20 protein-coding genes and 1 other annotated feature are annotated in these 19,331 nt (G+C 43.0%); of the genes, 6 read left to right on the plus strand and 14 right to left on the minus strand.

Going from position 1 to position 19,331, the window contains the following annotated elements; all coding sequences use genetic code 11:
- Nucleotides 1–32: 32 nt before the first annotated feature.
- The 8 genes from AC3ISB_RS20090 to zapA all read right to left on the minus strand — a co-directional run bounded on the left by AC3ISB_RS20090 (nt 33) and on the right by zapA (nt 9,309).
- On the minus strand, nt 33–806 hold the full coding sequence (locus AC3ISB_RS20090; RefSeq protein ID WP_141994378.1) for an enoyl-CoA hydratase: 774 nt from the start codon (nt 804–806) through the stop codon (nt 33–35).
- Between the two features lie 123 nt (nt 807–929).
- Nucleotides 930–1,517: a fatty acid metabolism transcriptional regulator FadR gene (gene fadR, locus AC3ISB_RS20095; protein ID WP_141994379.1), complete on the minus strand. Its 588-nt coding sequence runs from the start codon at nt 1,515–1,517 to the stop codon at nt 930–932.
- A gap of 199 nt (nt 1,518–1,716) precedes the next feature.
- The gene (locus tag AC3ISB_RS20100; RefSeq protein ID WP_377407965.1) at nt 1,717–3,414 is read right to left on the minus strand and encodes a long-chain-fatty-acid--CoA ligase; all 1,698 of its coding nucleotides are present in this window, start codon (nt 3,412–3,414) and stop codon (nt 1,717–1,719) included.
- Between the two features lie 292 nt (nt 3,415–3,706).
- Nucleotides 3,707–4,114 carry a DUF350 domain-containing protein gene (locus tag AC3ISB_RS20105; protein ID WP_098370024.1) on the minus strand — a complete coding sequence of 136 codons (408 nt, stop codon included), beginning with the start codon at nt 4,112–4,114 and terminating at the stop codon, nt 3,707–3,709.
- 65 nt (nt 4,115–4,179) lie between these two features.
- Nucleotides 4,180–6,534, minus strand: coding sequence for an endonuclease MutS2 (locus AC3ISB_RS20110; protein WP_144526581.1), 2,355 nt, complete (start codon nt 6,532–6,534; stop codon nt 4,180–4,182).
- A 35-nt stretch (nt 6,535–6,569) separates the two neighbouring features.
- Nucleotides 6,570–8,288: a DNA polymerase/3'-5' exonuclease PolX gene (gene polX / locus AC3ISB_RS20115; protein WP_098370022.1), complete on the minus strand. Its 1,719-nt coding sequence runs from the start codon at nt 8,286–8,288 to the stop codon at nt 6,570–6,572.
- A 210-nt stretch (nt 8,289–8,498) separates the two neighbouring features.
- Nucleotides 8,499–9,044: a CvpA family protein gene (locus AC3ISB_RS20120; RefSeq protein WP_098370021.1), complete on the minus strand. Its 546-nt coding sequence runs from the start codon at nt 9,042–9,044 to the stop codon at nt 8,499–8,501.
- Between the two features lie 4 nt (nt 9,045–9,048).
- A complete protein-coding gene (gene zapA / locus AC3ISB_RS20125; RefSeq protein WP_048678967.1) occupies nt 9,049–9,309 on the minus strand; it encodes a cell division protein ZapA in 261 nt (86 codons plus the stop codon).
- A 172-nt stretch (nt 9,310–9,481) separates the two neighbouring features.
- Here zapA and rnhC point away from each other — a divergent pair, with 172 nt between their 5' ends.
- The 5 genes from rnhC to AC3ISB_RS20150 all read left to right on the plus strand — a co-directional run bounded on the left by rnhC (nt 9,482) and on the right by AC3ISB_RS20150 (nt 11,511).
- A complete protein-coding gene (gene rnhC, locus AC3ISB_RS20130) occupies nt 9,482–10,441 on the plus strand; it encodes a ribonuclease HIII (protein WP_347940070.1) in 960 nt (319 codons plus the stop codon).
- Between the two features lie 40 nt (nt 10,442–10,481).
- Entirely contained in the window at nt 10,482–10,712 is a 231-nt protein-coding gene (locus tag AC3ISB_RS20135) for a hypothetical protein (RefSeq protein ID WP_489274013.1), read from the plus strand.
- Nucleotides 10,713–10,811: 99 nt separating this feature from the next.
- On the plus strand, nt 10,812–10,958 hold the full coding sequence (locus AC3ISB_RS20140) for a hypothetical protein (protein WP_489274015.1): 147 nt from the start codon (nt 10,812–10,814) through the stop codon (nt 10,956–10,958).
- Nucleotides 10,955–11,164: a hypothetical protein gene (locus AC3ISB_RS20145; RefSeq protein WP_489274017.1), complete on the plus strand. Its 210-nt coding sequence runs from the start codon at nt 10,955–10,957 to the stop codon at nt 11,162–11,164. Before AC3ISB_RS20140 ends, AC3ISB_RS20145 begins: the two co-directional genes overlap by 4 nt.
- Before the next feature lie 137 nt (nt 11,165–11,301).
- Nucleotides 11,302–11,511 (plus strand): hypothetical protein, encoded by a 210-nt coding sequence (locus tag AC3ISB_RS20150; protein WP_489274019.1) that lies wholly within the window; start codon nt 11,302–11,304, stop codon nt 11,509–11,511.
- Between the two features lie 71 nt (nt 11,512–11,582).
- On the opposite strand, the gene pheT is transcribed toward AC3ISB_RS20150, so the two are convergent.
- The 3 genes from pheT to AC3ISB_RS20165 form a co-directional block, all read right to left on the minus strand.
- Nucleotides 11,583–13,997 (minus strand): phenylalanine--tRNA ligase subunit beta, encoded by a 2,415-nt coding sequence (gene pheT, locus AC3ISB_RS20155; protein ID WP_339200493.1) that lies wholly within the window; start codon nt 13,995–13,997, stop codon nt 11,583–11,585.
- Nucleotides 13,998–14,025: 28 nt separating this feature from the next.
- Nucleotides 14,026–15,066 (minus strand): phenylalanine--tRNA ligase subunit alpha, encoded by a 1,041-nt coding sequence (gene pheS, locus AC3ISB_RS20160; protein ID WP_098370018.1) that lies wholly within the window; start codon nt 15,064–15,066, stop codon nt 14,026–14,028.
- Between the two features lie 58 nt (nt 15,067–15,124).
- Nucleotides 15,125–15,366: a binding site (T-box leader), on the minus strand.
- Nucleotides 15,367–15,410: 44 nt separating this feature from the next.
- On the minus strand, nt 15,411–16,169 hold the full coding sequence (locus AC3ISB_RS20165; RefSeq protein WP_489274021.1) for a TrmH family RNA methyltransferase: 759 nt from the start codon (nt 16,167–16,169) through the stop codon (nt 15,411–15,413).
- A 122-nt stretch (nt 16,170–16,291) separates the two neighbouring features.
- Here AC3ISB_RS20165 and sspI point away from each other — a divergent pair, with 122 nt between their 5' ends.
- Nucleotides 16,292–16,501 carry a small acid-soluble spore protein SspI gene (gene sspI, locus AC3ISB_RS20170; protein WP_061464325.1) on the plus strand — a complete coding sequence of 70 codons (210 nt, stop codon included), beginning with the start codon at nt 16,292–16,294 and terminating at the stop codon, nt 16,499–16,501.
- Between the two features lie 16 nt (nt 16,502–16,517).
- On the opposite strand, the gene AC3ISB_RS20175 is transcribed toward sspI, so the two are convergent.
- From AC3ISB_RS20175 to AC3ISB_RS20185, 3 genes are all read right to left on the minus strand, one after another.
- On the minus strand, nt 16,518–16,901 hold the full coding sequence (locus AC3ISB_RS20175) for a general stress protein (protein ID WP_489274023.1): 384 nt from the start codon (nt 16,899–16,901) through the stop codon (nt 16,518–16,520).
- A gap of 403 nt (nt 16,902–17,304) precedes the next feature.
- A complete protein-coding gene (locus AC3ISB_RS20180; protein ID WP_489274025.1) occupies nt 17,305–18,117 on the minus strand; it encodes a general stress protein in 813 nt (270 codons plus the stop codon).
- Between the two features lie 169 nt (nt 18,118–18,286).
- Nucleotides 18,287–19,216 (minus strand): YsnF/AvaK domain-containing protein, encoded by a 930-nt coding sequence (locus AC3ISB_RS20185; protein WP_480338534.1) that lies wholly within the window; start codon nt 19,214–19,216, stop codon nt 18,287–18,289.
- Between the last annotated feature and the right edge of the window lie 115 nt (nt 19,217–19,331).

A 19,331-nucleotide genomic window follows, 5' to 3' on the forward strand; every position in this document is an offset into this window, starting at 1 on the left:
GATATATAAAAATAGTTATTTATACCAAATCATCATTTCCCTTTGAATACAGCTTCCCTTTTTTCAATGAAAGCGCTGATTCCTTCTTGTGCATCAGCGGTATCAAAAGCTTGGCTAAAGAGGGCGGCTTCCCTTTCCACACCTTTATGATAGGAATCATGCTTAGAATAATTTAATAGCTCAATGGCCGACTTTAAAGCCATTGGGCTTTTCTTGGCAATTTTATTGGCTAGTTCCTTAGCTTTTGGAATCAGTTCTTCATCCGTGAAGGCATGATTCGCCAATCCGCATTGTACAGCTTGGGTACCTGAAATCGGTTCACTTGTAAACAGCATTTCAGCTGCCTTTGCCATGCCTACATAACGAGGAAGACGTTGGGTCCCGGCAAATCCAGGGATTAAGCCCAACTGCAGCTCAGGCAAACCAAGTTTAGCCCTTTCGGTAACCAATCGGATGTGACAGGCCATGGCCAGCTCCAATCCTCCGCCAAGCGCTGCTCCATGGATGGCTGCAATGACCGGTTTTGGAAAAGATTCGATTTTCTCAAATGCAGATTGACCATTCTTGGTCAGCTTCTCGAAAGCTTTCCCGTTCTCCACTTCCGTAAACTCTTTAATGTCTGCTCCTGCAGAGAAGAATCTTCCTTCACCATGAATAAGGACAACCCGTACGGCTTCGTCTTTCCCAATTTGATCGAAGGCCTGTGAAAGCTCCCCGATGATAGCCGAAGAAAGCGCATTTGCAGGTGCATGATCAATCGTTATAAAAGCCACATGATTTTCGACAGAAAGCTTAAGATATTCCATATCAATCCCTCCAGGCATGCTAGTCGAACTTTTTTGAAATTCAATATGTATCACTTCCCGATAAAGGGGAAGCAGGATTAATCGATTCTTTCGAGGATGGCTAGCCATCCTCTATTTAAATCGTTAACTTTTCAGGCCACAGCCGCCAATTAGGAGGCGGTGAACGTCTGGTGCAAGGTCAGGAAGAGAGTACTTTTGCTCATTCATGACCCAAGTCGTCACTGTTTCGTCAATCGTTCCAAAGATCATCTGCCTGGCAAGTAAATTATTTAAATCAGGCAGGAATTCGCCGTTCTCTTTTCCTTCAATAATGATCTGATCGATTAAATTTAAATAGCCTCTTAACACATCATTAATTCTAAGGCGCAATTCTTTATTCGACTGTCTTAATTCCAACTGAGTGACAATTGCTAAATTCACGTCTTCTGAAAGGTTTTTAAAATGTTTTTGGATGAGCACATGCAGTTTATCCGAAGCAGTGGTCTTTCCTTTTATTTCTTCTTCGATCTGTTCCACAAAAGAGCCCATCTTTTCATGGAATAATGATATTAAGATATCTTCTTTATTTTTAAAATATAGATATATGGTGCCATCCGCTACGCCTGCCTGCTTGGCGATTTTGGATACTTGGGCTTGATAGTAACCGTTTTGGGCAATGACGATAACGGCCGCTTCAATAATTTGATTATACTTTGGTCTGTTGCTTTTCACTGGATGTCCCCTTTCAGAAAATGAATGAATCATCATTCATATTTCTATCATAAAATGACGACCCTTTACTGTCAAGCAAAAACTTCTAGGGGTCCTGACATTCACTTCAGTTCATTGTACAGCCCCCATCCATAGGTTGTCCAGCCGTTCTGTAAAACACGGAGCTTTCTTCCGCTGCTCCGTTAAAAGGGGTGCTTGTTTAAGCTTCTTTTCTTTCCTCGGATATTTTTTTCTTTTCTTCCTCGATAAGGACTCTTCTCAGGATCTTTCCTATCGTCGTTTTAGGAAGTTCATCCCTGAATTCATAGCTGCGCGGCACCTTATAGGAAGCCAGGTTCTTTCTGGCAAATTCATTCAATTCCTCTTCAGTGGCCCTGGCATTTTTTTTCAGTACGACATAGGCCTTAACGGTCTCACCGCGATAGGGGTCAGGGATACCTGCCACAACCACTTCCTGTATGGCCTCATGCTCGTATAGCACTTCCTCCACCTCTCGTGGATATATATTGAAACCGCCCGCAATGATTGTATCCTTTTTCCTCTCGACCACAAAAAAGAACCCCTGCTCATCCATATAACCCAGATCTCCTGTAAGCAGCCAGCCATTTTTAAAGGTGTTTTCCGTTTCATCCGGACGGTTCCAATATCCTTGCATTACCTGTGGTCCTTTAATGGCAATTTCGCCTATTTCATTCGGAGGAAGCTCTTCAAAGGTTTCCAGGGACAGAATCGCTGAGTCAGTATCTGGCCACGGCAGCCCAATGCTTCCTTTTACACGCGGCTGATCCCAAATGAAATTAGCATGGGTCACCGGTGAGGTTTCAGAAAGTCCATAGCCTTCTACAAGCTTCCCGCCGGTAATTTTCTCAAACTGCTCTTGAACCTCTATGGGCAATGATGCAGAACCGCTTATACAGGCATTGATGGAAGAAAGGTCATATTTAGCGATATCCGGATGGTTCAAGAGGCCGATATACATCGTTGGCGCTCCTGGAAACATGGTCGGTTTCTGTTTTTGGATGGTTTTAAGCGTCGCTTCGACATCGAACTTTGGCATGATGATCATGGTGTTCCCTTCCATAACGGAAAGAACCAAGACTGTAGTCATACCGTACACATGGAAGAAAGGCAGAATCGCAAGGATCCTTTCCTCACCGCGCTTATTTTTATAAAGCCAGGCATTGCACATTTTCGTATTTGCCAGCAAGTTCTTATGGGTAAGCATGACCCCTTTGGGAAAGCCTGTTGTCCCACCAGTATATTGCAAAAGGGCAAGGTCATTATCCACATCGATCGGCACAGTGACTTCTTCAGTCATCTTTCGTTTCATGATTTCGGAAAATAAATGATGATTCCCTTCATGCTCCACATTGATGACAATGCCGTATTGCTTTTTTTGAATAAAAGGATAGATAAGATTTTTTGGAAAAGGTAAATATTCCTTGATAGCGGTTACAATTATATGTTCTATATCCGTTCTTGATGCCACTGCTGCAACACGGGGAAATAAAATATCCATCGCCAAAATTATTTTAGCTCCGGAATCTTTCATTTGATATTCTAATTCACGTTCAGTATAGGTTGGATTCGTTTGAACCACGACTCCGCCGGCCATCAATATCCCAAAAAAGCCTATGACACCCTGTGGGCAGTTAGGAAGCATGACGGCAACACGTTCACCTTTTTGAAGACCGATACTTTTTAAATAGGCAGCAAACTTTAAAGCAGATTCATGCACTTCCCGGAAAGTTAATTCTTTTCCCTGGAAATGAATCGATACTTTATCGGGGAATTCTTCGGCTGATTCCTTTAAAAAAGAATAAAGAGGTTTATCTTCGTAAGACAAAACAGCGGGTATCTGTTCCGGATAAATAGCTTGCCATGGCTTATTGCTCATTTGCCCCCTCCTTCTGAATATTCTCAATACTCTTTTCATTATAATACAATCGGGATTTTCTTACAATTGCCGAATTTCAGAGTATAAAGACCCTATGATGAGAAATTGACCATTATTATTATACATGCCACCCCCCACTCTTTTTAATGGAACTCAAATAAAAGAAGCGGCACAATGGCCGCTTCAGTTGAAGAATGTCATATAAATGATTCCAAACAGAAAAAAGATTCCGCAACAAACAATTAAGACTTTTGCAAGTTTCTCCACAGCTTACTCCCTCTCATGAAGGGCATTAAGAAATCCCTGCGCCGATGACAAAAGATAATGCGATTGATATGATCATCGATAGGAATCCAACTGCCCGATTATCTTTTTGTATCTCTTCATCTATTTTAAATCCAGGAGTCATAAATTCAAAAATGAAATAACCGATCAATAGCAGGACAAATCCGTATACGCCCCAGCCAATCATGGTAATAAGCGAATTCTGATGGAGAATGGACTGTTGGAATACATAGGCGATCCCAAATATTTTACCGCCTGTTGCCAACGCGACAGAAAGGTTTCCTTGTTTGATTTCCTCCCAGTTCTTGTACTTTGTGACAAGTTCAAAAATGGCTAAAAAAACAATCATGCACAGAATAACGACACTGTAACGAGCAGCTATATATACATATTCATTTTCCCACATGTTCACCATGGTCCAACTCCCGAATGGTAACTAGCCACCCGGCTTGGCTGAATGGCCGGAGTGACCGCTTTCCTTTATTTAAATTCCACCACCGTAACACCTGTTCCGCCTTCACCGGCTTCGCCGAAGCGAATCCTTTTGACAGAGCGGTGATTTTTCAAGTATTCCTGGACCCCGGACCGAAGAGCACCCGTTCCTTTACCATGAATGATGGAAACACTCGAATAACCGGCCAAAAGAGCATCATCAATGTACTTTTCCACTCTTGATATTGCATTTTCAAAGCGTTCTCCACGGAGGTCAAGTTCGACGCTAACGTGATAATCGCGGCCTTTGATCGTGGTGAGTGGCTTTGTTTCTTTTACTTTTGTGGCCTTGATGAATTCCAGGTCAGACTCCTTCACCTTCATTTTCATGATGCCGATTTGAACCTGCCATTCATTATTTGAGACCTTCTCGATCAAGTGACCTTTTTGACCGAAGCTTACGACCTTTACTTCATCTCCAGGTTTCAAGCTTTTATCCAGCGGCCTTGCAGCTTTATTTGATGTTTTTTTCACTTTTGGCGCTGCTTCTTCAAGCCGCTTCTTGGCATCGATCAGTTCATGCTCTTTAACATCGGCATGCTTTTCAAGTCGCAGTTTACGTAAGTCGGCAATAATCGCTTCCGCTTCCTTTTGTGCATTTTCAACGATTGCCGCTGCCTCTTTTGCTGCCTTTTCAACCATCGCATCCCGTTCTTCATGGTATTCACCAATTTGCCTTTGAAGGTCTTTATGAAGTATTTCCGCCTGTTCCAGGTGATTCTTGGCTTCCTGTTCTTCTTCTTCGGCCTTTTTGCGGCTGTCTTCAAGGGACGCTATCATATTCTCAACTTTATTCGTATCCTCACCAATATGGCTGCGGGCGCTGCTTATCACGCTTTCTTCCAAACCAAGACGTTTGGAAATTTCAAACGCATTACTCCTACCTGGTACACCGATCAAAAGTTTATAGGTGGGACTTAAGGTTTCCACATTAAATTCGACGCTTGCATTAATGACGCCTTCCCGATCATATCCATACGCCTTTAATTCCGGATAATGTGTCGTTGCAATCACACGTGCTCCACGCTTATACACTTCATCCAAAATGGAAATGGCCAAAGCGGCACCTTCCTGTGGGTCAGTTCCCGCTCCAAGCTCATCGAATAAAACAAGGCTGTCATAATCGACATGCTTAAGGATATCGACAATATTGACCATATGCGAAGAGAATGTACTTAAGCTTTGTTCAATCGACTGTTCATCGCCAATATCGGCATAAACAGAGGAAAACACAGCCGTTTCGGAACCATCCAGCGCAGGGATTTGCAGACCGGACTGGGCCATTAACGTACAGAGGCCAATCGTTTTCAGGGTAACCGTCTTACCACCTGTATTCGGACCGGTGATGACGATTGTCGTAAATTCATCACCAAGAAAAATATCATTGGCCACGACAACATCACTCGGAATGAGCGGGTGTTTCGCTTTGAATAATTTCACGCGTCCCTCATTATTCAGAATCGGCTTGGACCCTTTTATCGCTTTTGCATACTTTGCCTTGGCGACAAGGAAATCGATTTGTGCAAGCACTTTGACATTATGAAGCAATTCAGGTGTGTACGCACCGACTTTTTCCGATAGTTCGACCAATATCCGTTCTATTTCCTGCGTTTCCTTCACTCGGGTTTCCTGCAGGGCATTATTCAGCTGAACGATTGCTTGCGGTTCAATGAACAGCGTCTGCCCTGATGAGGATTGATCATGGATGATCCCGCCATACACACTCCGGTATTCCTGTTTTACCGGGATGACGAATCGGTCATTCCGGATGGTGATGATGGCATCGGATAACATTGTTGATGCATTTGAAGAACGGATCATGCTTTCTAGTTTTTCCCTGACACGGCTTTCGTTCGTCCGAATTTGGTTTCTTAAGGTACGAAGCTTGTCGCTGGCAGAATCCATCACTTCACCATGTTCGCTTATTGCATACGTAATTTCCTGCTGCAAATCTATCAATGGATGAAGGGAATCGATATATTCGGCCAAAAGCGGAACATCAATTTCCTGCTCTGCAAGTTCTTCAAAGAAACGGCTGAGGACCCTGCCGGCACGAATCGTACTCGCAAGTTCCATCAATTCCATCGGTGAGAGCATTCCGCCAATCTGTGCCCTTTTTGCATGCGGACGGATATCAAAAATCCCGCCCAATGGCATGTTACCTTTCAACCGGACGATTTTGGCTGACTCATCTGTTTCTTCCTGCCATCTCGACACCTCTTCAAAATCCGTTGAAGGCATCAATTGCTTTGCCTTTTCTTTTCCTATGGATGAGGATGCGTGTGAAATTAATTGTTCTTTTATTTTATGAAATTCCAATGTCTTTAAAGCTTTATTATGCATGGAGTTAAAGCTCCTCCTTATTTATGGGCAAATAGTTAATCATTTCTCTTTAAAAACGCCAATAATCCATCCGTATCCCTTGCATTAAGAACCGTTGATTCTTTAATCCAGCCTTTTTTAGCTGATGAGACCCCAACAGGCATATGTTCAAGCATGTCGATGCTGTGGGCATCCGTATTGATCACGATCGGAACGCCTGCTTCCTGTGCCTTGCGCAGATGGGGAGGTGCCAAATCCAATCGGTTCGGGTTCGCATTCAATTCCAAGGCAGTATTCGTTTCACGGGCCAGTTCGATCAGCATCTCTATATCAACATCATATCCGGCTCGTCTGCCGATGATCCTTCCCGTTGGATGGGCAATGATATCTACATGAGGATTATTCAGAGCCGTTTTTAAGCGCTCCATGATCGTTTCCCTAGGCTGTGAAAAGCTTGAGTGAATCGATGCGATCACCAAATCCATCTCTGCAAGCAGCTCATCGTCATAATCAAGGGTCCCATCAGGAAGTATATCCATCTCAATCCCTGAAAGAACGGTAAAGTCAGCGTATTTTTCATTTAGTTCATGGATGATACGTTTTTGTTCACGTAAACGTTCCGCGGTCAAGCCGTTCGCCACTTTCAGATATTGCGAATGATCGGTGATGGCCATATACCGATACCCTTTTGCACGGCATGCTTCAATCATTTCTTCAATCGTATGGGCCCCATCACTCCATGTGGTATGCATATGCAGGTCACCTTTGATGGCCTCTAAAGATATGAGAGGTTCATTAGCATCATAATGCTCCACTTCCGTTCCGTCTTCACGCAGTTCTGGCGGAATGAAGGGAAGACCAAAATGATTATAAAATTGTTCTTCCGTTTCAAACGTCAATACATCACCGGTTTCAGCCACTTCCACCCCATATTCGCTGATTTTCTCGCCGCGATCTTTAGCAAGCTGGCGCATCCGCACATTATGATCCTTCGAACCTGTAAAATGATGGAGTGTCGTGATGAATTCCTGATCCTTCACGATTCGGAAATCGACAGAAATATCATATTCATAATCAAGCACGACCGATACTTTTGTATCACCGGCCGCAATCACCTGCTTTATCCCCGTTAATGCAAGCAGTTGATCCTTAACTTCTTCGGGATGATCTGTCGAGATGATGAAATCGAGGTCCTTGATGGTTTCCCTCATACGCCGGATGCTGCCGGCCCTGGAAGAACGGATGATGTATTCCATGTTAGCAAGGGCCGTTTCAATATCATCCGCAATCGGCCTCATGAAGGCAAGGGGCAGCCGATCGGGCCTTGAACCCGCCTCGGCAATTGCAGACAGGATCTTCTCTTCCGTTTTTTTGCCGAAACCGGCAAGCGCCGCGACCCTGCCTTCTTCACAGGCGATTTTAAGATCATTCACATCATTGACATGCAGCTCTTTATGAAGCTTGGCAATTTTCTTCCCGCCCAGACCTTGAAGCTGCAGAAGCGGAATCAATCCTTTTGGCACCTGCTCCTGCAGCTCTTCAAGTACGGTCGATTTCCCCTCATTTATATACTCTTCGATGACGGAGGCCGTTCCTTTCCCGATTCCATTTAAAGCGGTAAAGTCAGCGATGGCCGAAAGGCTCCGTTCATCCGTTTCCAAGGCGCCAGCTGCCTTTCGGAAAGCTGAAACCTTGAACGGGTTCTCTCCTTTTAGTTCCATATATATTGCAATTTTTTCTAATAGTTTAATGATATCTTTTTTATTAATTGTCATTTAATTCACCGCCGAAAAAATTAGTAGGGTGTCCATTGTTCACTTTCTTAAAGATACCTTTCTTGGAGGTAAAGTACAAGCAGTCAGATTCTTAACTTTCGAATCAAATAGGGGGAAGTTACATGCTGCTACATAAAAAGGGGCCTCCCCCGTTCAAAGTATAGGAATCCAGGACTTTGAGAAAGGGAGGCAGGCCCTCTTATACTGACATTAAGATTGTTTTACATCATTAAACCAAAGTTCCTTCACTTGCTCGGAAAGGAACGGCGTATGTTTCACGATCGATTCTGCCAAAAATGAGCCAGTTAATGGTTTCTGGATGGAATCCATTGGCAGCATGGCAGCTATATATAATATAATAAACATGATAAGATAGACTTCGAGAAACCCCAATATCCCTCCACCCCAGCGATTCAGCTGCTTTAATATCGGTAGGTGGGTAATGAAATTGAGCATGGATCCTATCATTTGCCAAAGGATCTTGGCAGCAAAGAAAATGATTGCAAAGGCAATTGCATTGTAATACGCCGTATCAAGCCCGACTGTATCGAAAAACATATTAAGGGTCGAGGAATCACCCATCGTTGGGAACGGAATCCACAATTTCAAATTGGGAGCAAGATCTCCGTAAAATACATAAGCGACGATGAAGGCTACAATGAACCCTGTCATATGAACCATTTGTAAAATGAAGCCACGCTTTAAACCGATTAATAAACCGATTAAAAGAATGGCCAGAATTGCTAAATCAAGCATGTACTCAGTCCTTCTCTCTCTTTAATTCCAGTTGAAGCTGGTCTAGTTCATCTTTTAATTTAATATATTCGTGGATGGTATTCACGGCCGTTAGTACCGCTAGCTTGCTTGTATCCAAGTATGGATTTTTCATCCTGATCTCTCTCATTTTTTCGTCAACCATCGAAGCGACCAGGCGCATATGACTTGCGCTTTCTGTGCCGACGATTGTATATGGTTGTCCGTATATATCAACTGTTGTTTTATTTCGTTTATCGTCTGACAAAATGATGCCCCCAATCTAAACAATCCTAATTCTATCATATCATGAAGTTTTTCGTCATGAAAGAGAGTACATCGTCATTTCTCGCATAAAAATTTCAATAATTTGTCAAACGAAAGCGGATTTAGGAAGAAGATCACCTAATAAACAAAATGAAGTTAGGAGCTAACCCATTATGTCCCATGTTGTTTTACTTATCAGTCCTGAACAAATAAAGGCGATGAAGTCCCATTATTCTTCATCCTTGGCCGCCAAGCTGCCGCCTGGGAGCATCTTTTCCGCAAAACCGCCGCTATGTACGGTGACGGCCTATAAATCCGGGAAGGTCCTTTTTCAAGGTAAGAATGCCGAACTAGAAGCGGTAAAATGGCAAAAAGGTACCACCGCTGCGGCTCAAAAGAAAAAAACGGCATCCTCTGCATCAGTCAAGGCCCATCGATATTCGCCGCCTGCAAATATCGGAACCATGTCAGTGATCGGTTCCGATGAGGTCGGAACAGGAGACTATTTCGGCCCGATCACCGTCGTAGCCGTATATGCAAAAAAGGAACAACTCTCACTCTTGAAGGAGCTTGGAGTCCAGGATTCCAAAAATCTGAAAGATCCACAGATCATCGAAATTGCCAAACAGATTAAGGATGTAGTGCCCTTCAGCCTGCTCACATGCGACAACCCGAAATATAATGCGCTGCAGGCAAAGGGAATGTCACAAGGAAAAATGAAGGCACTCCTCCATAACCAAGCAATCAAGAATCTCATGCAAAAAATCCAGCCGGAACAAGCGGAAGCGGTCCTTATTGATCAATTCGCTCAACCAGAGGTATTTTTCAATTACCTCAAAGGCCAAGAACTATTCCAGGCCAATGCCACCTATCTATGCACAAAAGCGGAAGGCATTCATCTTGGAGTAGCAGCCGCATCCATCATTGCCCGATATGCATTCGTCAAACGCTTTGACTTGCTGAGTGAAAAAGCCGGATTCAAAATTCCTAAAGGTGCCGGATTTGCAGTCGATGAAGCGGCCGCAAGATTGATTCATGAAAAAGGAATCGATTCATTACACGAATTCACGAAAACCCACTTCGCCAACACAGAAAAAGCGAAGCGACTATATCAACAGAAATATCATAAATAGAAGAAAGCGGCTGACCTTCCGGAACAGCCGCCTTTTTCTCGTGAGTTTGCACCGTTTTCTCGTGAATTTACGCCATTTACTCGTGAGTTTACGCCGTTTACTCGTGAATTCACGCTATTTACTTGTAAATTTACGATTTACTCGTGAGTTTACGCCGTTTACTCGTGAGTTTGCACCATTTACTCGTGAGTTTGCACCATTTACTCGTGAGTTTGCTCCGTTTACTCGTGAATTCACGCTGTTTACTTGTAAATTTACGATTTACTCGTGAGTTTACGCCGTTTACTTGTGAATTCACGCTATTTACTCGTAAATTTACGCCGTTTACTCGTGAATTCACGCTGTTTACTTGTAAATTTACGATTTACTCGTGAGTTTACGCCGTTTACTTGTGTTTGCACCGTTTACTCGTGAATTCACGCTATTTACTCGTGAGTTTACGCCGTTTACTCGTGAGTTTACGCCGTTTACTCGTGAATTCACGCTATTTACTCGTAAATTTACGATTTACTCGTGAGTTTGCTCCGTTTACTCGTGAGTTTACGCCGTTTACTCGTGAATTCACGCTATTTACTTGTAAATTTACGATTTACTCGTGAGTTTACGCCGTTTACTCGTGAGTTTGCACCATTTACTCGTGAGTTTACGCCGTTTACTCGTGAGTTTACGCCGTTTTCTCGTGAATTCACGCTATTTACTCGTAAATTTACGATTTACTCGTGAGTTTGCTCCGTTTACTCGTGAGTTTACGCCGTTTACTCGTGAATTCACGCTATTTACTTGTAAATTTACGATTTACTCGTGAGTTTACGATTTACTCGTGAATTCACGCTATTTACTCGTAAATTTACGATTTACTCGTGAGTTTACGCCATTTACTCGTGAATCTACGCCGTTTTCTCGTGAGTTTGCACCATTTACTCTTGAATTCACGCTATTTACTTGTAAATTTACGATTTACTCGTGAGTTTGCGCCATTTACTCGTGAGTTTGCTCCGTTTACTCGTGAGTTTGCACCTTTTACTCGTGAATTCACGCTATTTACTCGTAAATTTACGATTTACTCGTGAGTTTGCACCTTTTACTCGTAAAATCCAAAAAAAGACAGCTCCCCATGTATCAGGGAGCTGTTTTTTTGGTTTTATCCTCTAAGTTCTGCGCCAGCTTTTTCTTTAACGGCTTCAAGCACTTTATCGTGTGCTTTTGTAATGTCCTCGTCCGTTAGAGTACGTTCCGGGTCGAAGTATTTCAGTGAGTAGGCAATGGATTTCTTGCCTTCCTCCATTCTTTCACCTTCGTATAAGTCGAAGATGCTTACTTCTTTCAGCAGTTTGCCACCGGCTTCTTCAATAATATCCTGAATGTCCCCGGCTTTCGTAGCTTGATCCACAACTAGAGCGATATCGCGTGTGGTTGATGGATAGCGCGGAATGGTTTGGTACGCAATCGGCGCGACTTCGGCTTCGGCCAATGCTTTTAAGGAAAGTTCGAAAATGTATGTTTCTTTAATATCCAAGTCTTTTTGGACAGTTGGGTGCACTTGGCCGATAAAGCCAATCACTTCACCATTCAATAGTACTTCCGCTGTCCGTCCTGGATGCATGTCGTTGATTTCAGCTTGGCGATAATTGATTTGATCAGCTAATCCAAGTGTGTCGAATAATGCTTCGATCACGCCTTTGGCTACAAAGAAATCCACTGGTTTCTTTTCGCCTTGCCATAGATGTGACTCCCATAGGCCGGTGATTGCTCCAGCAATATGTTCTTTTTCTTCAGGCAGTTCTTGTTCATCACGCTTAAAGAATACCGAACCGATCTCATACAGTGCCAGTGAATCAATTTGGCGGGCATTGTTATATTTCACGACTTCCAGCAATTGAGGCACGATGCTTAAACGCAGCTGGCTTCTTTCTTCACTCATTGGCATTGCTAATCGAATGGATTCTCTTGCTTCCAATGCGAATTGGGACGCTTTTTCCTGGCTTGTCAGTGAATAGGTCACCGCTTGATAAAGGCCTGCGCCTTCAAGTGTACGGCGTGCCTTCCGCCGTTTAATTTGATAGTCAGTCAATTGGCCTGGGGTAGCAGCACCAATCGGCAGTGTAGCGGGAATGTTATCATATCCAAATAAACGTGCAGCCTCTTCGACTAAATCAGCTTCAATCGTAATATCACCACGGCGCGTCGGGACTGTGATTGTGAATGTTTCATTGTCAAGTTCAACGCCAAATTGCAGACGTTTGAAGATCGATTCCACAACCGATACGGTCATGCTTGTTCCAAGAAGTGTGTTGATTTTTTCAAGAGTGATGCTAATGACCGCAGGTTCCATTGTCAATTCATCAACTTCTGCTGCTCCTTGTAAGACTGTTCCGCCTGCATATTGTGCAATCAATTGTGCAGCACGTTCTCCAGCTTCACGTACACGGGCCGGGTCGACACCTTTTTCAAAGCGGGCACTAGCTTCACTGCGTAATCCATGGTCCTTTGAAGCTTTACGAACTACTGTACCTGCAAAATATGCACTTTCAATAATGATATTCGTCGTATCATTTTTCACTTCGGAATCCGCTCCGCCCATCACACCAGCTATCGCTACTGGCTCGCTGCCATTTGTGATCACTAAATGGTCAGGTGTCAAAGTGCGTTCCGCTTCATCCAATGTTACGATTTTTTCAGCATCCTTCGCTCTGCGGATGACGATTTCCTTTGAACCAAAGCGGTCATAATCAAAGGCATGGAGCGGTTGGCCGTATTCAAGTAAAATGTAGTTCGTGATATCCACCACATTATTATGAGGTCGGATACCTGCAGACATCAACCTAGTCTGCATCCAAAGCGGTGAGGGTCCGATCTTGACATCCTTGATGATTTTAGCAATGTATATCGGGTTATCTTCTTTCGCTTCAACTTTGACACTGATATAATCAGTTGCTTTTTCAGCTGCCTCTTCTTTCTCGACAACCGGCCATTTCACTTCCCGTCCTAGAATGGCTGCCACTTCGTATGCAACACCAAGCATGCTCAATGCGTCGGAACGGTTTGGAGTCAGCCCAAGTTCCAGCACTTCATCACTTAGACCAAGTTCCTCCAATGCATCTTTCCCTACTTCCACATCATTAGGGAAGACGAAGATACCTGTAGCATAATCCTTGGAAACGAGCTTGGATTCGAAGCCCAATTCCTGAAGCGAGCAAATCATCCCGTGCGATTCCTCTCCACGAAGTTTCGCTTTCTTGATTTTGAAATTACCTGGAAGGACTGCGCCAACAGTAGCGACTGCGACCTTTTGGCCTTTATCGACATTCGGTGCTCCACAGATGATCTGAACGGGATTTTCGGCCCCGATATCAACTTGGCATTTATTCAATTTATCCGCATTTGGATGCTGTTCACGTTCAATGACATGCCCGATGACGACCCCTTTTAGCCCTTCACTTTTCTTTTCCACCCCTTCAACCTCAATGCCGCTTTTCGTGATTTTGTCAGCTAGCTCCGTCGCATTGATGCCTGAAAGGTCAACATAATCTTGTAACCATTTATATGACACAAACATGGTAGGTCCTCCTTTTTAAAATAAAAATTTATGCTTCGTGATGGTTGAATTGTTTTAAGAATCGAACATCATTCGTATAGAAATGACGGATATCATCCACACCGTACTTCAACATGGCAATCCGTTCCACGCCGATTCCAAATGCGAATCCAGAGTATTTCTTGGAATCGAAGCCAGCCATTTCAAGGACGTTCGGATGAACGATCCCGCCGCCAAGCACTTCGATCCAGCCTGTTTGTTTACATACGCTGCAGCCTTTACCACCACAGATTTTACAAGAAATATCCACTTCGACGGAAGGCTCCGTAAATGGGAAGAAACTTGGACGAAGACGGATTTCTCGGTCTTGCCCGAATACTTTTTTCGCAAATACGTCCAGCGTTCCTTTCAGGTCGCTCATGCTGATGTTCTCATCAATGACCAAGCCCTCAATTTGCTGGAATTGATGGGAGTGTGTAGCATCATCGTTATCACGGCGATATACTTTTCCTGGGCAAATGATTTTAACAGGACCTTGCCCTTTATGTTTTTCCATCGTTCTGGCTTGAACAGGTGAAGTGTGTGTACGCATCAGGATTTCATCCGTTATGTAGAAGGAATCCTGCATATCACGTGCCGGATGGCTTTTTGGCAAGTTAAGTGCCTCGAAGTTGTAGTAGTCGCTTTCGACTTCAGGACCTTCCGCAACGGTATAACCCATACCGATGAATAAGTCTTCGATTTCTTCCACGACACGTGTTAATGGGTGAAGATTCCCCTTGTTAACCGGACGTCCAGGAAGTGTGACGTCAATCGTTTCAGTTGCTAGCTTTGCATTGACTGCCGCAGTTTCAAGTGCTTTTTGTTTCTCCTCGATCTTTGTTGCGATCGCTTCCCTTACATCATTGGCCAGTGCCCCGATTTTCGGGCGTTCTTCGGCAGATAATTTACCCATGCCGCGTAATACCTCAGTGATTGGCCCTTTTTTCCCTAAATAAGCAACTCGGACTTCATTCAGTTCTTTTAATTCGGAAGCGGCGGCAACTTTTTGCAACGCTTCTTCCTGCAGTTCTAGTAAACGTTCCTGCATCATGTCTTCCTCCTTTATTTTCCTTTTGTAAAAATGAACACAAAAAAACCCCAATCCCTAAAGGGACGAGGTTTATGTATCGCGGTACCACCCTTATTAGTGCACGAACAAAAAAACTTCTGCACTCACTTCATTAAAAATAACGGCTCTTCACCGGAACATTTTTCGGACATCATGTCTTCCCAATGCCAACTCGAAAGGTGAATTCCCTTAAGCAGTGCCATAAAAATGCTTTCAGTCAAGGCATTTTTTCCCTGGATATGGTTAACTTAAGCTACTACTCTTTGTCATCGTTGTTTTCATTATAAAATTCTGTTTTATTATATTATAATTCTTCGGCCGTTTCAAATCGATTTTCGTAAATAGTACATTAAAATCCCGGCAGCGATCCCCACATTCAATGATTCGCTTTTTCCGTAGATGGGAATATAAAGGTTTTTAGTCGTTTTCTCCAGTAATTCCTTCGATACTCCTTGGCCTTCATTACCGACCAACAGGGCAAACCTGGAAGACTTTCCCACTTCTTCAAATGGCGATGCGCCTTCTAATGCCGTGCCATATACCGGTGTGCCGCTTTCCTTCAGCTCATCGATGATTTCGAAAAGGTTTCCTTTAATGACAGGCATATGAAAGAGGCTCCCTTGCGTCGAACGGACCACTTTGGGATTATACAAGTCAGCACACCCTTCGCCAAGTATGACTGCATCGATTCCAGCTGCATCCGCTGTCCTGATCATCGTTCCAATATTCCCCGGATCTTGTACAGCATCGATCAACAAAAGTTTATCCGGATTGATGGACGCCATGCTCGTTGATTTCTGTTCACAAACAGCAGCAATTCCCTGCGGGGCTTCGGTATCACAAATCGCCTTCATAATATCATTTTTCACATAAATGAGTTCTGTGCCTTCCACCTTAAAATGTGCAGGCATTTCAGTTTCTTCATTGATGATCACTTCCAAGACGATTTCTTCTTTTAAGGCTTCTTCAACTAGGTGAAAACCCTCGACTAAATATTTCCCTGTTTTATCTCGTTCTTTTTTCGTCAAAAGTTTTTTCCATTGCTTAACTTGCGGGTTTTTTACGGATTCAATATATTTCAAGGGTAAACGCTCCTTTAACTTCACACTGATTTTCCTATTATAACGCAATTCACATACATATTGCATGTGAGTTTGTGAAATGCTATTAATGTCAGTCATTATGTGTTAGAGGAGGAATAATTATGAATTTAAACTTACGTAATGCGATCATCCAAAATGTATCTGGAAATTCGCAAGATCAGTTGGAAGACACGATTGTCGATGCCATACAAAATGGCGAGGAAAAAATGCTACCTGGATTGGGAGTCTTATTCGAGGTCATCTGGCAAAATTCATCTGAGCAGGAAAAACAGGAAATGATCACTGCCCTTGAAGCAGGATTAAAAAAATAACAGCCTTCAAAGGCTGTTATTTTTTTGATTTCGCTTCGCAAGCCTTCAGTTCTTCGATGGAGACTTCTTCATCAAGCAGCAAGATGAATTTTTTTGCGCTCACTTCTTCAAGCATCGCTTTTGTCTCATCATAAGAGTAGCCGTATTTCGTGAAAAAGCTGCGTAAATCTCCAGATCCTTCATCTGTGAAGTAGTGGAAGATTCTTAAAAAAAGAGTGTCCTCCTTATCCTGATTGGCGATGATCAGTATATCCGTATGTTCATTTCCAAGCTGCACATTATTTTTTATATTAGCTGCTACTGTCATTTGGGTGCCAGATATGCCTTTAGCTTTTAAGTCTTGAATTGCAGCAAGTAGTTCCGGATTAGAGTCAAAAACACCATATACGTTTTTTTCCATGTTTCTCCCCCTCCTTGTTACTCTACTTAAAATAATACCTTTGTCATTATACCTTGCAGCTTTAACAATAAACAAGCAAATAGTCTATTGAGAATTCCTGACTAAAGAACAAGGGAACCCTTTGCCTAAAGGTTTTTTTAAAAAAAACAGCCTGGTTCAGTTTGCAGATAAAAAGGGTTCGAAAAATATATCCTTCATCAAACGAACCAACTGAACCAAAGTAATATCTTCAACTCATCATCATGTATGATTTCTATCAAAGGGAGACCCCGCGTAAAGCGAATGCCTAGAATGGAAATCAACGTCCCAATTTTACAAGCCATAAAGAAACTGCAGACAAACTCGATTTTCATCTAGTTTGTCTACAGTCTGAAAAGCCTTGTGCAGGCAGTTATTTTGCGTATTACAGATTGTCGGTATTGATTCGATTTTTGATGTATTCATCCTGCAAGCCTTCCTCTTGCTGCCCGCTGGCATTCGGGCTCACGGTCCGATCCAGTGATCCTTGAGCATCAAGGGCTTTATCAGTATCAGCAGAAAACGGGTCTGCATGAGGGTCGCTTGCTAGTGTTCCTTCATAATTCCCTGGTTTTTTCTTCTTGAATTTTTCTGTGGAGTTCCCCCAGATTTCCCTTTCTTGAGCTCGCTTTGTATCCAGCTCTTCATTTCCAAAGATGTTCGCAGAATTCCCATGCAGTTCTTCGCTTCTTCCTGGCTGTGCCTCCACTTCCCCTGTTTGATAGGCATTTGCTGTTGTTTCAGGAAATAGGTTCGGGTCCGGATTGTTCACCACCCCTGTTTTAAGCGGATTCTCTGCAGGTTCGTCCGTTTCCTCCATGCGATTGGAAGTTATGCTCTCCCGTGCTGTTACGGTTTCCGATTCATCTATCAGAATCAGGAATTTTCCAGCCTCCACTTCATTTATATAAGCGGTGGCTTCACTATCAGCAAGCCCTAACTCACCTAGTCGGTTCCTTATATCTTCAGAACCCTCATTCAGGAAAAAGTGTTTCATCTTATCAATGAAGGAATCCTCGTTAGAGTTAGTAACGACGTCGACATCCGGATCACGCTTTTGATTGACGAAATCCAATTCTTCTTTCTTATCAGCCATTACCGTTATTTCTCCTTCATGGACCCCCTTTTCCTTGAGGGATTGAATAGCCTGGATTATTTCTCTTTCCGTATTAAAAACACCATATAATGTTTTTCCCATGCATCTTCCTCCTCCAATTATTCCGATATTTCTTCTTATGTGTATTTATACCCTGATGGGTGCCAATTAAACAAAAAGGATTGCCTTCCCTAGACTCGTACCTTTAATCAGTCTTTTAGACCCAAAAGAAGCCTGCAGTTTTAAAAACTGCAGGCTTTTTTCTTCACCTTTAGAAGCGGTCGGTTCTACGTTCAGTTGCCTTTTTCTCATTTACGATCGATTCATCTGTACTATCAAGCTGGATATCTTCCTTTTTAAGAGTATCCTGAACTTGTTCCGTTTCTTGTACAGCATGTTTCTTGATGACAATTTCATCTGTGACGACCGGCTTTTTCGAAACTTCCAATTTTTCTTCAACTACGGGGATCCGTAATGTTTTCCCATCTTCAATGCTTCCGGTTTCCAGGTTCGCTTCACGTCCTGAAACTGATCTATGCTCGACTGTCACTTCTTCGTGTTCAACAGGGACATTAATCGTTTTATGCTGTTCATTGACTTCTTTGTTAATGACGACTTCTCCTGTCTGAACTCTTTCTTTGTCAATGTTCAGCTGTTCTTCCCGAAGTGTAAGCGTCCTTTCATCCTCTGGCAATTCACGGCCTTGTCCGTTGACTCCATAAACATCTTCTTTATTTAATGAATCGGTTTTTTCAGTGCCATTATATAGTTGGTTGGTGGAATTTGTATCAAGCCGTGTAGCGGCAGTATCCATATTTCCGGTCGTGAATTTATCTCTTGCCGTTCCAAGATGGCCTTCACCTTCTTCTACCAGAACCAGGACTTTTCCATTTTCTATATCAAAGACATGTTCAGCCGCTTCACTATTCGAAAGGCCTGCATTCGCCAATCTTGTTGAAAGGTCTGCCGTATCATCCGGCATGAAGAAACGTGCCACCTTGTCCATAAATGATTCGTCGTTAGGAACATTCGTCATTGTATGAACATCCGTTTCACGTTGAGTGTTCGTGAAATCCAATGTTTCTTCCTTGTCTGCGACGACCGTTATATCGTCCCCTTCAAAGCCCTTTGCTTTAAGTGCATTAATTGCCTGGATCACTTCTGCATTTGATTCATATACTCCATATACTGTTTTATTCATTTTACATTCCTCCTTAGGTTTTGTTGTTTCGTTTAGTGGATGCTATGTATAAACTCTACCCGCTATGAACCTAAGTAAACGAGGAATGAATATTTCATTTATGTTATATCATTTA

Source organism: Peribacillus sp. GL_122, from assembly GCF_057835005.1.